This is a genomic window from Faecalibacterium taiwanense (assembly GCF_036632915.2).
Classification (GTDB): domain Bacteria; phylum Bacillota; class Clostridia; order Oscillospirales; family Ruminococcaceae; genus Faecalibacterium; species Faecalibacterium taiwanense.
In genome coordinates this window covers 2,904,012-2,919,027 of the sequence record NZ_CP155552.1, presented here as the reverse complement: position 1 = coordinate 2,919,027, position 15,016 = coordinate 2,904,012, and the positions used below count along the sequence as shown (strand labels likewise).

The following is a 15,016-nucleotide window of genomic DNA, read 5'->3' as shown; positions in this document are numbered from 1 at the left end:
TCGCGTTAAATTCGGCATTCACTTTCGCAGAAGAATTGTGGTTTGTCGCCCAAAAAGACAAGTAATTATTTTAATGGTACAATGGAATCACAGTAATGTAAAGCTCTTGAATCATGTGTGGCAATTATAATAATTGTATCGTTTTTTATCGCATTCAGCAACTCAAAGAAAGTATTTATACTATCTGCATCCATAGCTGAAGTTGGCTCATCCAATAATAGCACAAGAGGCTTTTTTAGCAATTCGCGAATAATAGACAATTTTTGCTTTTCCCCTCCCGAAATATTATCACTTTTTTCATTTATATATGTGTTCAAACCATCACAACATTTATCTAGCCAGTCATTCATTCCAAGTTTGTTAATATAATATATTGCAGCGTCGATTTCTTCAGGTTCGTAATTTTCATTAATGTTATATGGATACAAATTTGAAATGATTTTGTCTGCGAGAAGCTGCGGCTCCTGCTCAACAAAGCCAATAAGAGATTTTCTCAAAAAATTCATATTTAATTTCTTGATGTCAAAATCGTCGAAGTAAATGTTACCGCCATAAAGATTATTATACAGCCCTGCAACTAAATGTAATACCGAGGATTTTCCAGTACCATTATCACCACACAAGGCATATATATTTCCTTTATAAAACGCTGCACTAAAAGACTTTAAGACTGGTTTGTCAAAACTCAATGATATGTCTTGTAGGTATATAGCCTTGATGTTTGACACAATTTGTTTTCCGTCGGATTCGGATTGCATCTTAGCAACATCCATCAAACGGTTTAAAGATACCAATGCATTTTGTGTAGAGGAAGTAAGTGAAAAAAATATCTAATACATCCCAATGCAGAAGAGAAATAAACATTGATTGTCGTAAAACCGCCGATAGACATTTCTCCATTTAGTACGGCTACACCTCCTACAAGGAATAAACCGATTTGGCTTAAAGCCAAAAGCATTGAATCAATACCAGAAAAAATATATTGAAAAATTTGAGCGTGCATAGCCGTCTTGAAAAGAGATTGAAATGCTAAGTCCACTCGATTTATAAATACATCTATCAACCCGTGCCTTTTGACAAATTTAATATAACGCAATTGCTCCTGTGCTTTAGAAAAGAACAGGGCTTGCTCGTTTTTGAATTCCCTTGTGGTATTATATAGTTTGCCCTTGAATATTTCAAAGAAGACGATATAAAGTGCAGCTAGTATAAGTAATATACCGAATACTGTTTTGTTGATTTGATATGTTATAACGCTCACCGTAATAAGCCGTACCGAACTTACAGGAACATTTTGTATCACGTTTATGCAATATGAAGCGATTTCATTGGAATCAGTTTGAAGTTGCTGAGTAATGCGTGAACTGTCCAAAAAAAGTTTTGGAAAAAGGGATCTGCTGGATGTGGACGAGCATTTGTCTGTTTATATTGTAGCTTACCATTGTATGAAGTTTTTCGCGTATTCGCCCGAGTGCAAAAGATATCGCAAAACTTATCATAATAGTCGCCAAGAAAAGAATACAATAGTAGCATAGTTGAGGTTTCCATTCCACGCAATTAGGCGAAGCCAAAAAGTCAATAAATCGACCGGACAACAAAGTGTTAAAGAGGGATATTAACGAAGATCCTATGCTGAGAACAGAAAAAAGGATAATCTTTTTTCGGTAAAGATGCAATGTGCAATGGGAAAATTGAAAGATTCTTTTCATGATGATAAACCGACTTTGTTTTTAAAATAATATTCGGCGACTTTTAAAAAGTGGTTATCCCTTTGGGTCAGCAACTAATACCGACTGAGGGCGGAAACTTCTTTCGTCATTTGCTTCGCAATTGCTACCTTTCCCTAAGGGAAAAGCTTGCGCTTTGTGCCATCTCAAAAGGTTTCCCATTTGTGAGGAAGCTGTCAGCCGTAGGCTGACTGAATGGGTCTTTGCCTCAGCAGCGGCATCTCAAAAACATGCTTAGTAAAAGGAACAACCACTTTTGAAAACAAAAAATCCCCTTTATATGCTATCATGCTTTAGCTAAAGTGTTAATATCTTTCGCCAATCTTGAAAACAATTGTGTGTACTGGTCGTATTTGCTTTCGCATTTATCGTCTATACGCTCGATGAGCCACTTTTCTATGCTGCATCCCGCGTAGCTTGTTCAAATTAGCTTTTTCTGTATGCAGGAATGGGGCATTTCGTTTCTGGATGCGCCTGTCCCGGAACAGATGAAGTATGCTTCTCTGGCAGAAGCCGCTTCTCACCTCATACAAGTCCTCAACGACCCGGAGCACATCACCGGATAAAAAGCGTCCCGAAGGGATGCGCAGCCTGCATTGGAAAATGCAGATCAAAGGGGCTTGGGGCATTCCCCCAACAAGCATTTTGCAACGCAAAAAGTGTTTTTGTATAGACGAAAACATTGCTTGCGTAAGCTATGCGTCCTTTCAGTCCGCAATTTGAACTGTCACAGTAAAATCATTTTGCGGGTTTAAACGCAACAAGGCCACCTGTCGGAATGACGGGTGGCCTTGTTTACTTATTGCAAATCATTCAAGACGCTGGTGCAGTTCTTCTTTCAACTTGGACTGCATATCTGTCAGGCATTGCATTAGCAGCGGGTTGAACGCTCCGCACTCGCCGTTCAGGATCATCTGCACGGCTTTTTCGTGGGAAAACGCTTTCTTATAGCAGCGTTCGCTGGTCAGTGCATCGTACACATCGGCCAGCGAGACCAGTTGTGCGCTGATGGGGATCTCATCGCCCTTCAGTCCATCCGGGTAGCCCCGGCCATCCCAGCGTTCGTGATGTCAGCGGGCAATCTCGTAGGCGGTTTGCAGCAACGGCTGCTCGGCAAATTCATCCAGATCATGCAGCATCTCGGCTCCCAGCATACTGTGGGTCTTCATGGCCTCAAATTCCGCCGGGGTCAGCTTGCCGGGTTTGTTGAGGATTTTTTCGTCAATGCCGATCTTGCCGATATCGTGCAGAGCGGAGGCCAGCGGGATCATATCCTGCTGTTCTGCAGAAATCGAGTAGTTGCTGCTGATCTCCAATAGACGGTGGAGCAGCATTTCTGTAATGATACGGATATGCCGCACATGAGCACCGCTTTCGCCGTTGCGGAACTCTACGATATGGCTCAGTACACCCACCAGCATATCCGTATTATTTTCACGAGCGCGGATCTGGTCTGACACCATCTGCACCAGCCGCCGCTGCTTGGCGTACAGCTTGATGGTGTTGGTCACGCGGCGGTAGACGATACGAGCATCGAAAGGTCGATTGACATAATCACTTGCGCCTAGTTCATAGGACTTCCGAATTGCAGCGTCAGAGTCATCACTGGAGATCATGATGACCGGGATGTCCTCGATGGTGTGGTTGGCGTTCATAGCCTTGAGTACCTCGAAACCGTCCATGACCGGCATATTGATGTCCAGCAACACTAGCACAAGATTCCCGGCTTCAGCCTGCAAGGCATCCATACATTCCCGGCCATCTTTTGCTTCCAGAATACGGTAGTCGCCTTGCAGAATCTCGGTCAGGATGAGGCGGTTCATTTCAGAGTCGTCCACAAGAAGGATCTGCGGCTTCTCCTCCACCAGTTCTTCCTGTGCGGTCAGTGCGTTTTCGGGGAGTTCAACCACGACCGAACGCTTGCTGCCCTTTGCCTGATACATCAGCCGGTCTGCCCGGCGGACCGCATTCTCCATCGGGTCGGTGATGGCCTGCATCGTTCCGCCGATGCTCAGTGAGAGGCGAAAATGCGAATAGCCGGGTACAGCAGCCTGCTGCACGGCGGCTCTGATCTGCTCCAGCTTGGCTTGCAGGATGTCGCTCGGAATGCCGGGCAGCACCAGCAGAAATTCATCCCCGCCGTAGCGGATGAGCAGGTCGGCGTTTCGGATGCAGGAGCGGATGGCATTTGCCGCAGTTTCCAGTGCCATATCTCCGGCGTAATGTCCATAGGTGTCGTTGCAGATTTTGAAATCGTCCACATCCATCAGCGCGATGCCTGCAGGGCCGACGATACGGGATGCGATATCTTCATAATAGCGGCGGTTGTATGCGCCAGTCAAGACATCGTGGTAAAGTTTTGCACGGTAGCTCTCTGTTGTTTCCTGAAGCTTTTCCTCGGCTTCGGCCTGCGCCTTTTCCATGCTAGAGCGCTCGACCTGCCTTGGCAGGCGACCGATCAGCAGAATGTTCGCAGCAATACCAAGGCCGATCACAATGAGCTTATGAAGGTTCAAAGAGGTGTAAAGAAAAAGCTGTGGTCGGTAGAAAAGAAAAACGCGGAGTATAGGAATGCAATGAGGCCGCTTACGATTCCTGCTGCATAGCCGTATTTCACGAGCACAGCAGAAAGAACAACAAAAAGCACGATATTTGGATTTGGAATATGAAAATTCCAGACGATCAGGCAGGCGCTCAATTGGGCAAGTGCCGATAGCAACATAGGCTGGATTTTATTTGGCTGTTGTTCCATACGCAATACCATCCAATACTTTGATTCATTATGATTGCTCTCTCACAAAAAAGAGCTGGGCCGCAAATGGGCGGCCCTGCTAGGTCGTGGGTGTCGGTCATCTGCGAAACCGTGCGATTCCACTATTTATTTTCGGGGGGTAACGCGGAAGCGCTTGACGGCCTGTTCCAGCGCGTCGATGTCCACGGGCTTGGACAGATGCTCGTCCATCCCGGCTTCCTTGCTCTTCTGCATATCTTCCAAAAAGGCGTTTGCCGTCATGGCGAGGATGGGGATGACCTGGCCCAGCGGGTTTTCGCTGCTGCGGATGCGGCGGGCGGCTTCGAGGCCGTCCATCACCGGCATCTGCACATCCATCAGGATCATGTCATACTCGCCGGGCTTGACGCGGACAAACGCATCCACGATCTCCTGACCGTTGGAGCAGATGGTGCAGCTGGCTCCCTTGGTCTCCAGCAGCATCTGCAAAATTTCGGCGTTGAGGGCGTTATCCTCGGCGCAGAGGAACTTCATGCCGCACAGGGGAGAAGTGTCTTCTGTTTCCTCCGGCAGCTCCTGCGCCTTTTGTGCCGTGTCTGCCTCGGCATCAATGGGGAATTCCAGCACGACCTCAAAGCGGGTGCCCTTGCCGGTGGCACTCTCCACGCTGATGGAGCCGCCCATCAGGTCTACGATGCTCTTGGTGATAGCCATGCCAAGGCCGGTGCCCTGCACCTTGTTGGTGCCGGATTTTTCCTCGCGGGTAAAGGGTTCAAAAAGGGTCTTTTGGAACTCCTCGCTCATGCCGATGCCGTTATCCTGCACCACAAAGCGGTATTTGGCGTAATGCTCGGTATGGGTGAGCTCATCTACATCCAGCCGGATGTACCCACCGGTGGGCGTGTACTTGACCGCGTTGGAGAGGATGTTCATCAGCACCTGATTTAGGCGGTTGGGGTCGGCCAGTACGTTTTCGTGCTGCACAAGGGTGTTTACCGTAAAGGTCTGGCGGCGCTGGCTTGCCTGCTGGCGAATAACGCTGTCCAGCTGGCTGACCTGCTGGGGCAGGTTCATCTTTTCCACATTCAGGGTAGTCTTGCCGCTCTCAATCCGGCTCATATCCAGAATATCGTTGATGATGCCCAGCAGAAGCTGGCCGGATGTTTCCAGCTTGCCCAGATGCTCGGCCAGCTTTTCCGGCTCGTGCAGCTCGTTTTTCATCAGAGTGGTAATGCCGATGATAGCATTCATGGGGGTGCGGATATCGTGGCTCATGTTGGAAAGGAAGTCCGTCTTGGCTTTGCTGGCCTTTTCGGCTACTTCCAGCGCGGCTTCCACAGCCAGCGTGGTCTGGTGCTCGCCTGTGCGGTCAGACAGATCCACGATGCACTTTTTTGCGCCCTGCACATCATTGATAAAGCCGGTCACATGGATATAGCGGGACTCGCCGGTCTCCTGATGGATAAAGTCTCGATCCCATTCCTGCTGAACGCCCTGCTCCATCTGCATCAGGTTTTCCAGCTGCGGTGCGCAATTATCGTCTCCAGCAGAGTATAGGACGTGAAAATCCTCTTGCACCGCTTCGGGGAAATGCCCAGAATGCGCTGGACATTGGGACTGACGTATTCCACCTTGCTGGTTTCGGTGTCGATCATCAGGAACACATCGTCCACATTGCGAGAAAGATTCGAGAACAACTCCTCGCGCGCCAGTAGCTGCTGATCCTTTTTCCGCAGCTTCTGCCGGTTGTTCTGTACCACCAGCAGTAAGATAGTAACGGCCAGTATCCCCACGATGCCGGTTATCACAGCCATGGTGGTGTATTGCAGCCGGTTCATGTTGGCATTCACGATAGCTTTAGGCGCTATGCCAAGGATCGTCCAGTTCTGGAAAGAAGCTGAGCCGTAAACCATGTAATAGCCGGTGCCATTGATGGAAAACTCAAGGTTGCCGGGCTTCCCGGCGGCAAAAGCCTTTTGCAGGGCAGTGATCTGTTCGTCCGTAAAGCCAGCCGAATTTTTGAGCATGGCAAGGATGTTGTGCACGCCGCGCATATCTTCACTGCTGCTGTCCAGTACCACACGGCCATCCGGCAGCACGGCAAAGGTGCTGCCGTGTCCCTCAAAGGCAGAGATCTTCAGGGAGTCCACCAGATCTTTGTTGTTGTAGGTGACGGCAATGGCCTCGTAATCAAAGCCCTGATAGCTGCCTTTTTCCGTGGGGACTGCAAACACCATAATCTCCGGCTTGTCCGGTACCACCGAGTTTGCCACGATAGGCTGCTGCTCCAGAACCAGCTGCGACAGCATTCGTCCCAGATCGAGATAGCCTCGTTCTTCGTCCAGCGTGATATAGGAGCCATCCCGTGAGACGAAGAAAAAATCTGTAAAATGGTATTCTTCTTTTGCCTGTGCAAGGAAAGCGCAGACATCGGCATCGCTTTGCGCACTTTCCAGATAAGGTGTCCACATCCGCATGACGCGCCAGTTGAGGGATACCTTATTGTAAAGGGTCTGGTTTGCCTGATGGTAGATCTCCGTAAGGTGTGCAGTGCTTTCCTCGTAGATGGTGTGCGACATGAAATCTGTAAAGACAACGTAGCTTGTCAAAATACTGACGCCGAGCAGCAGCACTGCCAAAACTGCGAGGATACGGTTTTTTATCGCAGGCCGCATCTTAGTTTCATTTTTCAAGAGTTTATTCTCCCTGTACAATGGTCAGATACTCGGAGGGGGCGGGGAACTGCTTGCTGACCGCCAGCGAATCCTTCAGGCAGGAGCGGCTTTCTGCCCCTTCAATGGCGTATTCCGTCCGCTTAGCTTTCAGGTTCTCCGGCATGGGGCAGTTGCAGTAGACCTCGTTTTCTATCCACACATCAGTGCCCGCCACAAATACGGTATAGGTGGCGGTGTCGTCCAGCGGTGCACCGTTGATGGTAAGCTCTTCCAGACGGAACTTGCCCTGCTCGTATTCGGTCACCTTGTATTCCATGCCGCTGGTCACGGGCATATAATTCCGGTGCCGGATGGGGTTTGCGCCGTTGTCCTTCACGTTTACCAGCCACTCCATCATCTGCCGCAGCTCTGCACCGGTATATTCCCCCTGTGAGACAGCGTAGTTGCCGGCCATCACCCACAAGATCTGCTGCTTGCTGTACTCGCCGCAGTAGATGGAGGTGGACACCAGCGGCGAATAGCCGACTGCAATAGACGCATCATAGGTGGCGCGCAGGGCGTTCATCAGCGAGGAAGCCGCAGCGCTGCCGTGGTTGGTCATGTCGATGGAGTATGCGGTATTCTGGGTGAACAGCACCTCGGCTTCGGGGTCCGCTCTGGGGTGACCAGCTGCTCATTGAACGCATCGTATGCGGCCTTGGCATCGTATTCGCCGGTCATCATCTTGTGTCCTACATCTTCCGAAATGCGGAAGATCTCGGTGGAGGCCAGACGCATATACAGATGATTTGCGCTGATGATATCCGCAACATGTTCCAGAGAAGTGGAGGAGGTAATATTGATCTCCTTGTTATAAGACAGTACAGCAGCACCGCCAGCCATCTTGCTCTGACCCTCTGCACTGTACACAGCCTCAAGTACCTTCAGCACAGCAGCCAGCTTTGCTTCGTCCTGCGCTACTGTGCTGGAAACTGCCGCCTGACACATGGGGTAGGTCAGCAGCCAGCTATCGTTGGCAGTCTCGCCGAAATAGGGCAGAATAGATGCGTTAAAGCCGTACTGGTCAGGCATTACATCCGCTATGCCTGCGGTGGTGCGGATCATGGCGGTCTGCCGCTCATAGAAAGGCTTGGCAATGGGGTTCAACTCCAACCGAGCGTCACCGGGCTGCACCCGCACATCCTTGAGGAACTGCTCATATTTTTCAAAGACCTTCGGCCATACCACATCGTCCAGACCGGTGGAGCCGTCCTCGGTCTCGCTCTCGTAGTTCATGCGCCATGTGGTGCCCTCCAGACTCATCAGCTCCGGGATAGCACTGCCCTGCATGGTTTCCAGACAGGTGTAGTCATACCGCCAGTCTGCCTGATAGCCCTTGATGCCGATAGCTTCAAAGGCATCAATAGCCGCCACGAACTCGGCATAGTTGGTAGGCAGGGGGATGTTGTGCTGAGCAAACAGATCAACATTGGCTGCCGTGCCGTCCACCTCGGCGCACATGGGCAGCCAGCGGATCGCACCGTCCGGCTCCTGATTGTTGTTCAGGTAGCTGGAATAGAAGGTGCCTGCAACCTCAGTCGTGCTCAGGTCCATCAGGTGCTCTGCCAGAGGAGCCGCATCGTTCAGGGAGAAGCGGCGGCAGATGATGATATCCGGCAGCTGCTCCGCACGGTTCAGCAGATCGCGGTAGTAGTCCATGGTGTTGAAGCCCTGAATGAAGTGGAACTCATACTCCGGGAACTTTTCTTCCAGCCACGGCGTAAGCTCTTTCATCATGGAGCGATCCCACAGATAAAAGGTGATCTGAATTTTGCCGTTCTGGCTGCTGCTCTTGTCGGCTTCAGCCTTGCCGCCGCCGCAGGCGGTCAGCGCTGCTGTGGCTGCTGCAATGCCGCAAGCCTGCAAAAAGGAGCGGCGGGAGATTTTTTTCATCATATAAATATATCTTCCTCACATTTTCAGAAAGCAGTACCACGCAGGTGCAGTAGCGCGGTGTTGCCTTAGCTATTTTTACACACCCCACAGGAACTCCGACGCTCGCGGTCTGTCCGCACTGCGCATACGCCGATTTTCCCATAAAGTGACATTTTTATTGTATCATTGCAACAAAAGCGTTTCAAGTTGATTTTGAAGGCTTTTTACATACAAAAGAATATTTTTATATCTAATTCTGCGTTTTGCGCAGCTTGAAATGCAAAAATCTGTCAAGGAAAACATTATAGACGTTAGATTTAATGCTTTAGAAGGATTGAATGTGTCTTTTTGAGCCATTCAAAAGTCAGGACAAATCTTTTTGTTGTCCGAATCACAAACAAATAGCTATTTCGCCTTGAAAACAGCGTAAAGATTTATTATAATAAGATAAATAGTTGTGGTAAATTTTGCAAAGGAGCTGTGAGGAATGAATCGGAACTGCCGCCGCAAAACGGAAAAGGTCTATGTGAAGGTGAACTCTGATTTTGACGCGACTGGCTATATGCAGCCCCGGCAGATCACATGGGGCGATGGCCGGACATATCCCATCGAGCAGGTGCGGGACTTTCGCCCTGCAAATACCATTGCCGATATGTCCGGTGACTGTTATACTGTAATGGTAAAGGGACAGGAGCGGCACCTGTTTTTCGAGCGTTCCGACCCACGGTTTCCATCCCGGTTTGGCAGATGGTTCGTGGAGGTGGAAACCAAATAACACAAAGGAGGGCTGAATCATGGCACCGCCGCGCACCTATCTGGCAAGCACCTATCTGGCAATCGACCTGAAAAGTTTCTATGCCTCGGTGGAGTGCGTAGACCGTCATCTGGACCCTCTGACCACCAATCTGGTTGTGGCAGACGCCTCCCGCACCGAAAAGACCATCTGCCTTGCGGTGTCGCCCTCCCTGAAAGCCTACAAGATACCCGGCAGAGCACGGCTGTTTGAAGCCGTTCAGCGTGTCCGGGAGGTCAACGCTCAGCGGCTGCAAACTGCCATCCGGCAGAAAAAGGCAGTCCGGGGAGAAGATGGAAAATACCACTTTGCCAGCACCTCTTTTGATGCCAATGCCCTGAACACAGACCCGACGCTAGGGCTGAGCTACATCGTTGCGCCGCCCCGGATGCAGCGGTATCTGGATGTGTCCACCCAGATTTACAAGACCTATCTCAAATATGTGTCCCCGGCGGACATCTACCCATACTCCATCGACGAAGTTTTTATTGATGTGACAGGCTACCTGCCCTATTACCACATGAGCGCCCACGAGCTTGCCATGACCATGGTGCGGGAAGTGCTGTACAACACCGGCATCACCGCAACGGCAGGCATCGGCACCAACCTCTACCTTGCAAAGCTGGCCATGGACATCGTGGCCAAGCACATCCCGGCAGACAAAGATGGTGTCCGCATTGCAGAGCTGGACGAGCAGTCCTACCGGTATCTGCTGTGGAACCATCGCCCGCTGACAGATTTCTGGATGACCGGTCCCGGCACCGTCAAGCGGCTGGAATCTCACGGCATCTATACCATGGGGGACTTGGCACGGTTTTCCATCCACGGAGAAGATCGTCTGTATGAGATTTTTGGCGTGGATGCAGAGATCCTCATCGACCACGCATGGGGTTACGAACCCTGCGGCATGGAGCAGATCAAAAGCTACAAGCCCAGCACCAACAGCATCAGTGAGGGACAGGTGCTGACCTGCCCCTACCCCAACGATAAGGCAAAACTCATCGTCCGGGAGATGGCAGAGATTCTGATGTTCCGGCTCACGGAAAAGAAGCTGGTGACGGAATCCATCACCTTGGAGATAGGCTACGACCGGGAGAATGTGGACAAGGGCGACTACCGTGGTCTGACCCAGACCGACCGCTACGGCAGAGTTATCCCCAAGGCAGCCCACGGCACCGTCCGGTTTGATGCTCCTACCAATCTGGGCAGCACCATCATCAACGAAAGCGCAAAGCTGTTTGAGCGCATCACTAACCCAGCGCTGACGGTGCGGCGTATCACCCTCAACGCCAACAAGGTCACGCCGGACGAGGGCATCTATCAGGTGGACTTTTTCACCGACACCAAGAAGCTGGAAAAGGAGAAAAAACTCCAGCAAGCCATGCTGGGCATCAAGAACAAGTACGGAAAAAACGCCGTGCTGAAAGCCAGCAGCTACGAAGAAGGTGCCACCATGCGCCAGCGCAATGCGCAAATCGGCGGGCACAGTGCAGGAGGTTCGGCAGGAGGCTCAGATGGAAAACTACAAAAATAGCAAAATCGGGCTGGAGACTGCCCAAAAATACGGGGACATCATAGAGATGGAACGTCCCCAGACCGAAGAATCCCTTCGCAAGCATCCCCGCATGACCTTACAGAACCGGGCAAAGATCTTCTCTCCTTTGCAGCCCTGCGTGGTTATGATGAGCAGCTTGCCGCAGAAAAGCAGCGTACCGAGCGTGTAACCAAGCGCATTCTGACCGAGGAAGAAATGTCCGCTCTGTCCGATAGGCTGATGCAGGTCACCAAGGGCATGAGCATCACGGTGCGGTACTTCAAGGAGGACACCGCCCACCCGGAGGTTCCGGCAGTTGGCAATTATGTGACACTGACCGGGAAAGCAGACCGTATCGACCCGGTGTTCCGCACTCTGCAGGTGGGAGACACCGTGGTGCCCTTTGAAGATCTGGTGGAGGTCAGCGGGGAGGGCATCATAGAAATCGACAAGTATCTTGGTATAGCCGAGGAATGAAAGAACGCTCATCAGTTTTCAGGCTGATGAGCGTTCTTATTATTTATACCGTATTACTGGAAGCTGTTTTATCTTCGTGCCAACCTTCTTGCGCTCTAATGCAAAAACCATGTCTGGAGTACGTTCAAAGAAGCCAATATCCCGTTTCCAGCTCATTCCGCACTTACAATGGAACAGCCCTATGAACTGCTGCTTCATTTTGCGTCCGCAGTTCGGACAAACGTGGTTGCTTGCACCCATGCTGGATTATTGCAGTTTGGCAAGGATTTCTTCGGCGGTCATACCGTTGGCAAGCAGCTTTTTCAGCACATCTTCGGCTTCGCCCTTTTTGGCTTCTTCAGCAGCTTTTTTCTCGATAGCAGCTTTCTTGGCTTCAGCCTTAGTCAGGTCTTTGGTAGCTGCTTTCAGCTCGTCTTTTTTCGTTTTCAGCTGTGCCTTCAGATCGTCAATGTTGGCAATCAATACAGCGATCTCAGATTCGATTTTTTCCTTTTCAGCAGTCTTTTCTACAACGACGGCTACATAATCAACAGTGGATTTTACAGCACGGGTCTTATTCTTGCTTCCCTTGGGTCTTGCCATGATAATGTCCTCCCATACAGTGAAATAATTTGATACTTACAAGTATATTTCCAAATAGTCAGAATTGCAATAGGTAATCTGAGCCGTTTTCAACTGCCAATGCAAATCTTGTTCGGTATGCCCGAAAGTCGTCGCGAATGTACGTCTAAAAGGATTATAATTTTTCTTTTTCTACGGTATAATGAGCGCAAGTTTTACGGCAGAGGAGGCTTTTCGGTGAAAAATGTCTTGGACACGATAACATCTTACCGTGAAGCTCGGCACTGGTCGAATTATGATTTGGCATCTCACGCCGGAATCAAGCCAACTACCATTTCCTCATGGTACAGAAAGAACATCGTCCCTACTGTACCGACGCTTCTGAAAATCTGTGATGCATTCGGAATCACATTGACAGAATTTTTCTCAGTGGTTGAATCCGGCGAACGGGAAGCTGTTGTACTTACTCATGAACAGGCAGAAATGCTTGAAAAATGGTCTGCGTTGCGTCCAGAGCAAAAAGAAGCAGTCGTTCATTTGCTGAGTACCATGCCGTAAACAGCCGTATTTCCCTTTTTATCATGGATAGCAATAGGGATTTATCCCTTTTACTATCATGGAGAGCGCACTGTGCGTTCTTCATGCTCCGCCCGCCTTGCCATCATCGACAAAGAAAGGACGAAGAACTATGAAAAGGAGATTGATCGAGTACCAACTGAGCCCCGGCAACCAGAACTTGGTTCGCCGCCGACTGTATCTTTGCGCTCCGACCTTATGGCGCAGCTTGCGACTGCGTTGCACTGTGGTCGGAGGGCTGGCTTATGTACTTTGATTCTTACTCCGCAGGAAAACGCATTCAGCAACTGCGTAAAACCAAGGGACTGACGCAAGAAGAATTGGCTATCAAGCTGAACATCAGCGACCGCCATCTTCGTAACATTGAACGAGGGGAAGAAGCTCCATCGATTGACCTTTTGGTTGAAATCATGGAAACCTTCAATACGACACTTGACTATTTGATTGTGGGAAAGACACCCTCAGAAAAAGAAGAACAGCTGAGGAAAAAGCTCTGCGCTAAATTGCACCGCCTTGCACGCAGTTTAGATGCGATTGCAGACGATTTATAATCTTTATAGAATAGCCCTTCTGGATGGTCGGCTTGTATGAGCCGCCATCTGGAAGGGCTTTTTTCTTTGAAAAATATCAAAATTTCTTTTTAGAACTTGTAAATTAAAAACATTTGATTTGACGTCGATTTTCGTGGAAAACCGGAAGTGATAGTTCCGGTTTTTGGCGAAAAAAGCGGAACTATTACTTCCTAAAAATGCGTTCAGTTTTCAGGTACACTATGGTCACAGCAAGGGCAACACCCCAGACGGGGAGAAGCCCAAAGCTGGAAGCCGTACCTTGAAAATTGAATATCATTCCCTCGGACAAAATAATGAAACTTCCGTAACTCGCGGCCCGGTCATAAAGAAGACGGGGTGGCTGAAGAAGCCAATGTGGAGTGTGGGTGCAAGTCCCCACTTACCGAGGTGCATTCCAAATCCAACGGGCGTCGAGGACAAATAGGTTGGAAAAACTTAAAACAAAACTTCAAAGCCCACCACCGGGGATTCTTTTGAACCTTGGCGGCGGGCTTTTTCCATACCGAACACTCACCCATACGAAACGGAGGAAATGATTATGAGCCGTACTTTTACCCACAAGACCGATGAATCGACCCTGACCACCCTCTGCCCCCGCTGCCTGAATGCCTTTCGGAACACTCGTGGCATCCGTGTCCGCCGTGCAGACCCCTATCAGCTCACCAAGGAGCCTTGCACCTACTGCCAGACCAGCTTCGGCTACGACTACTACATCCAGCCCACCAGCCCGAAATCCACCTACACGAAGAAAGGACGGTTCGATGATGAACTTATCTGCGCTTAAGATCGACCCAGAGTTTCAGGGCAAGATTCCGCCGCTTACCTTTGAAGAACTGAACCAGCTGGAAGCCAACATCCTGCGGGATGGACGCATCATCAATCCCATCATCGTGTGGGAGGGGCTGATCGTGGACGGACACAACCGTTTCATCATCGCCAAGAAGCACCCGGAAATCCCGTTCACCGTTCACGAAACGGAGTTTGCAAACCGCTATGAAGCCATCATCTGGATTTGCAAGAATCAGCTGGGGCGGCGCAATCTCACCCCGGAACAGAAGAAGTACCTTATCGGGAAACAGTATGAAGCCGAAAAATGCGTTAATGGCGGTGATCGAAAAAGCCCTGCGGCAAAATCAGGTGGTCATTTTGACCACCTGATAAAACCCGAAAAGACTCGTGAACGAATCGCTCGTGAAACGAATACGACAGACAGCTTTGTACGAAGGGCTGAACATTTTGCAAAAGGTGTGGATGTTGCCGAAGAAGCTGTTCCCGGCACACGCCAGAAAGTGCTTTCCGGCGAGGTCAAGCCGACCGCCGCCGAGATTGCATCTGTTGCCCGTGCCCCTCCCGAAGAACGTCCGGCATTGGTGGCTGAGATTTGCAAGCCGAAGCCCCCAAAACCGCCTGCACAAAAGCAGAAAGCTCCCCAGCCGTAGCTGCACCGCTGCCCAAT

18 protein-coding genes are annotated in these 15,016 nt (G+C 50.1%); 8 read left to right on the top strand and 10 right to left on the bottom strand.

Annotation, left to right across the window (positions count from 1 at the left end; all coding sequences use genetic code 11):
• Positions 1–65 precede the first annotated feature (65 nt).
• The 9 genes from PXT33_RS14580 to PXT33_RS14545 all read right to left on the bottom strand — a co-directional run bounded on the left by PXT33_RS14580 (position 66) and on the right by PXT33_RS14545 (position 9,068).
• Positions 66–728 (bottom strand): ABC transporter ATP-binding protein, encoded by a 663-nt coding sequence (locus PXT33_RS14580; protein ID WP_347070410.1) that lies wholly within the window; start codon positions 726–728, stop codon positions 66–68.
• Between the two features lie 53 nt (positions 729–781).
• Positions 782–1,372 carry an ABC transporter transmembrane domain-containing protein gene (locus PXT33_RS14575; protein ID WP_347070409.1) on the bottom strand — a complete coding sequence of 197 codons (591 nt, stop codon included), beginning with the start codon at positions 1,370–1,372 and terminating at the stop codon, positions 782–784.
• Between the two features lie 1,164 nt (positions 1,373–2,536).
• Complete coding sequence (locus PXT33_RS14875) at positions 2,537–2,737, bottom strand: hypothetical protein (RefSeq protein ID WP_405002410.1); 201 nt, start codon at positions 2,735–2,737, stop codon at positions 2,537–2,539.
• Between the two features lie 60 nt (positions 2,738–2,797).
• On the bottom strand, positions 2,798–4,222 hold the full coding sequence (locus PXT33_RS14570) for a diguanylate cyclase (RefSeq protein WP_405002390.1): 1,425 nt from the start codon (positions 4,220–4,222) through the stop codon (positions 2,798–2,800).
• A 17-nt stretch (positions 4,223–4,239) separates the two neighbouring features.
• Positions 4,240–4,479, bottom strand: a complete 240-nt coding sequence (locus PXT33_RS14565) for a hypothetical protein (RefSeq protein WP_347070408.1) — start codon at positions 4,477–4,479, stop codon at positions 4,240–4,242.
• Between the two features lie 126 nt (positions 4,480–4,605).
• Positions 4,606–5,967, bottom strand: a complete 1,362-nt coding sequence (locus PXT33_RS14560) for an ATP-binding protein (protein ID WP_347070407.1) — start codon at positions 5,965–5,967, stop codon at positions 4,606–4,608.
• A complete protein-coding gene (locus PXT33_RS14555) occupies positions 5,967–7,151 on the bottom strand; it encodes a hypothetical protein (protein ID WP_347070406.1) in 1,185 nt (394 codons plus the stop codon). Before PXT33_RS14555 ends, PXT33_RS14560 begins: the two co-directional genes overlap by 1 nt.
• Before the next feature lie 4 nt (positions 7,152–7,155).
• Complete coding sequence (locus tag PXT33_RS14550; protein WP_347070405.1) at positions 7,156–7,770, bottom strand: 5'-nucleotidase C-terminal domain-containing protein; 615 nt, start codon at positions 7,768–7,770, stop codon at positions 7,156–7,158.
• The gene (locus PXT33_RS14545; protein ID WP_347070404.1) at positions 7,731–9,068 is read right to left on the bottom strand and encodes an ABC transporter substrate-binding protein; all 1,338 of its coding nucleotides are present in this window, start codon (positions 9,066–9,068) and stop codon (positions 7,731–7,733) included. The genes PXT33_RS14550 and PXT33_RS14545 overlap by 40 nt, the downstream gene beginning before the upstream one ends.
• 466 nt (positions 9,069–9,534) lie before the next feature.
• Here PXT33_RS14545 and PXT33_RS14540 point away from each other — a divergent pair, with 466 nt between their 5' ends.
• Genes PXT33_RS14540 through PXT33_RS14525 form a run of 4 tightly spaced genes read left to right on the top strand, consistent with a single transcriptional unit; the run spans position 9,535 to position 11,851 of the window.
• Positions 9,535–9,822 (top strand): hypothetical protein, encoded by a 288-nt coding sequence (locus PXT33_RS14540; RefSeq protein WP_158400895.1) that lies wholly within the window; start codon positions 9,535–9,537, stop codon positions 9,820–9,822.
• Positions 9,823–9,841: 19 nt separating this feature from the next.
• Positions 9,842–11,374 (top strand): DNA methylase, encoded by a 1,533-nt coding sequence (locus PXT33_RS14535; RefSeq protein WP_270195070.1) that lies wholly within the window; start codon positions 9,842–9,844, stop codon positions 11,372–11,374.
• Positions 11,355–11,564, top strand: a complete 210-nt coding sequence (locus PXT33_RS14530; RefSeq protein WP_347070403.1) for a hypothetical protein — start codon at positions 11,355–11,357, stop codon at positions 11,562–11,564. Before PXT33_RS14535 ends, PXT33_RS14530 begins: the two co-directional genes overlap by 20 nt.
• Positions 11,565–11,590: 26 nt before the next feature.
• A complete protein-coding gene (locus tag PXT33_RS14525) occupies positions 11,591–11,851 on the top strand; it encodes a hypothetical protein (RefSeq protein WP_347070402.1) in 261 nt (86 codons plus the stop codon).
• A gap of 246 nt (positions 11,852–12,097) precedes the next feature.
• Here PXT33_RS14525 and PXT33_RS14520 read toward each other — a convergent pair whose 3' ends face one another.
• Complete coding sequence (locus tag PXT33_RS14520; RefSeq protein WP_270195067.1) at positions 12,098–12,433, bottom strand: hypothetical protein; 336 nt, start codon at positions 12,431–12,433, stop codon at positions 12,098–12,100.
• A gap of 216 nt (positions 12,434–12,649) precedes the next feature.
• On the opposite strand from PXT33_RS14520, the gene PXT33_RS14515 reads away from it, so the two are divergent.
• The 4 genes from PXT33_RS14515 (at position 12,650) to PXT33_RS14500 (ending at position 14,999) form a co-directional block, all read left to right on the top strand.
• Entirely contained in the window at positions 12,650–12,970 is a 321-nt protein-coding gene (locus tag PXT33_RS14515) for a helix-turn-helix domain-containing protein (protein ID WP_270195066.1), read from the top strand.
• Between the two features lie 263 nt (positions 12,971–13,233).
• Positions 13,234–13,539, top strand: a complete 306-nt coding sequence (locus PXT33_RS14510; RefSeq protein ID WP_270195065.1) for a helix-turn-helix domain-containing protein — start codon at positions 13,234–13,236, stop codon at positions 13,537–13,539.
• Positions 13,540–14,098: 559 nt separating this feature from the next.
• Positions 14,099–14,344 (top strand): hypothetical protein, encoded by a 246-nt coding sequence (locus PXT33_RS14505; protein ID WP_270193029.1) that lies wholly within the window; start codon positions 14,099–14,101, stop codon positions 14,342–14,344.
• The gene (locus tag PXT33_RS14500) at positions 14,322–14,999 is read left to right on the top strand and encodes a hypothetical protein (RefSeq protein ID WP_347070401.1); all 678 of its coding nucleotides are present in this window, start codon (positions 14,322–14,324) and stop codon (positions 14,997–14,999) included. The genes PXT33_RS14505 and PXT33_RS14500 overlap by 23 nt, the downstream gene beginning before the upstream one ends.
• Positions 15,000–15,016: the final 17 nt, after the last annotated feature.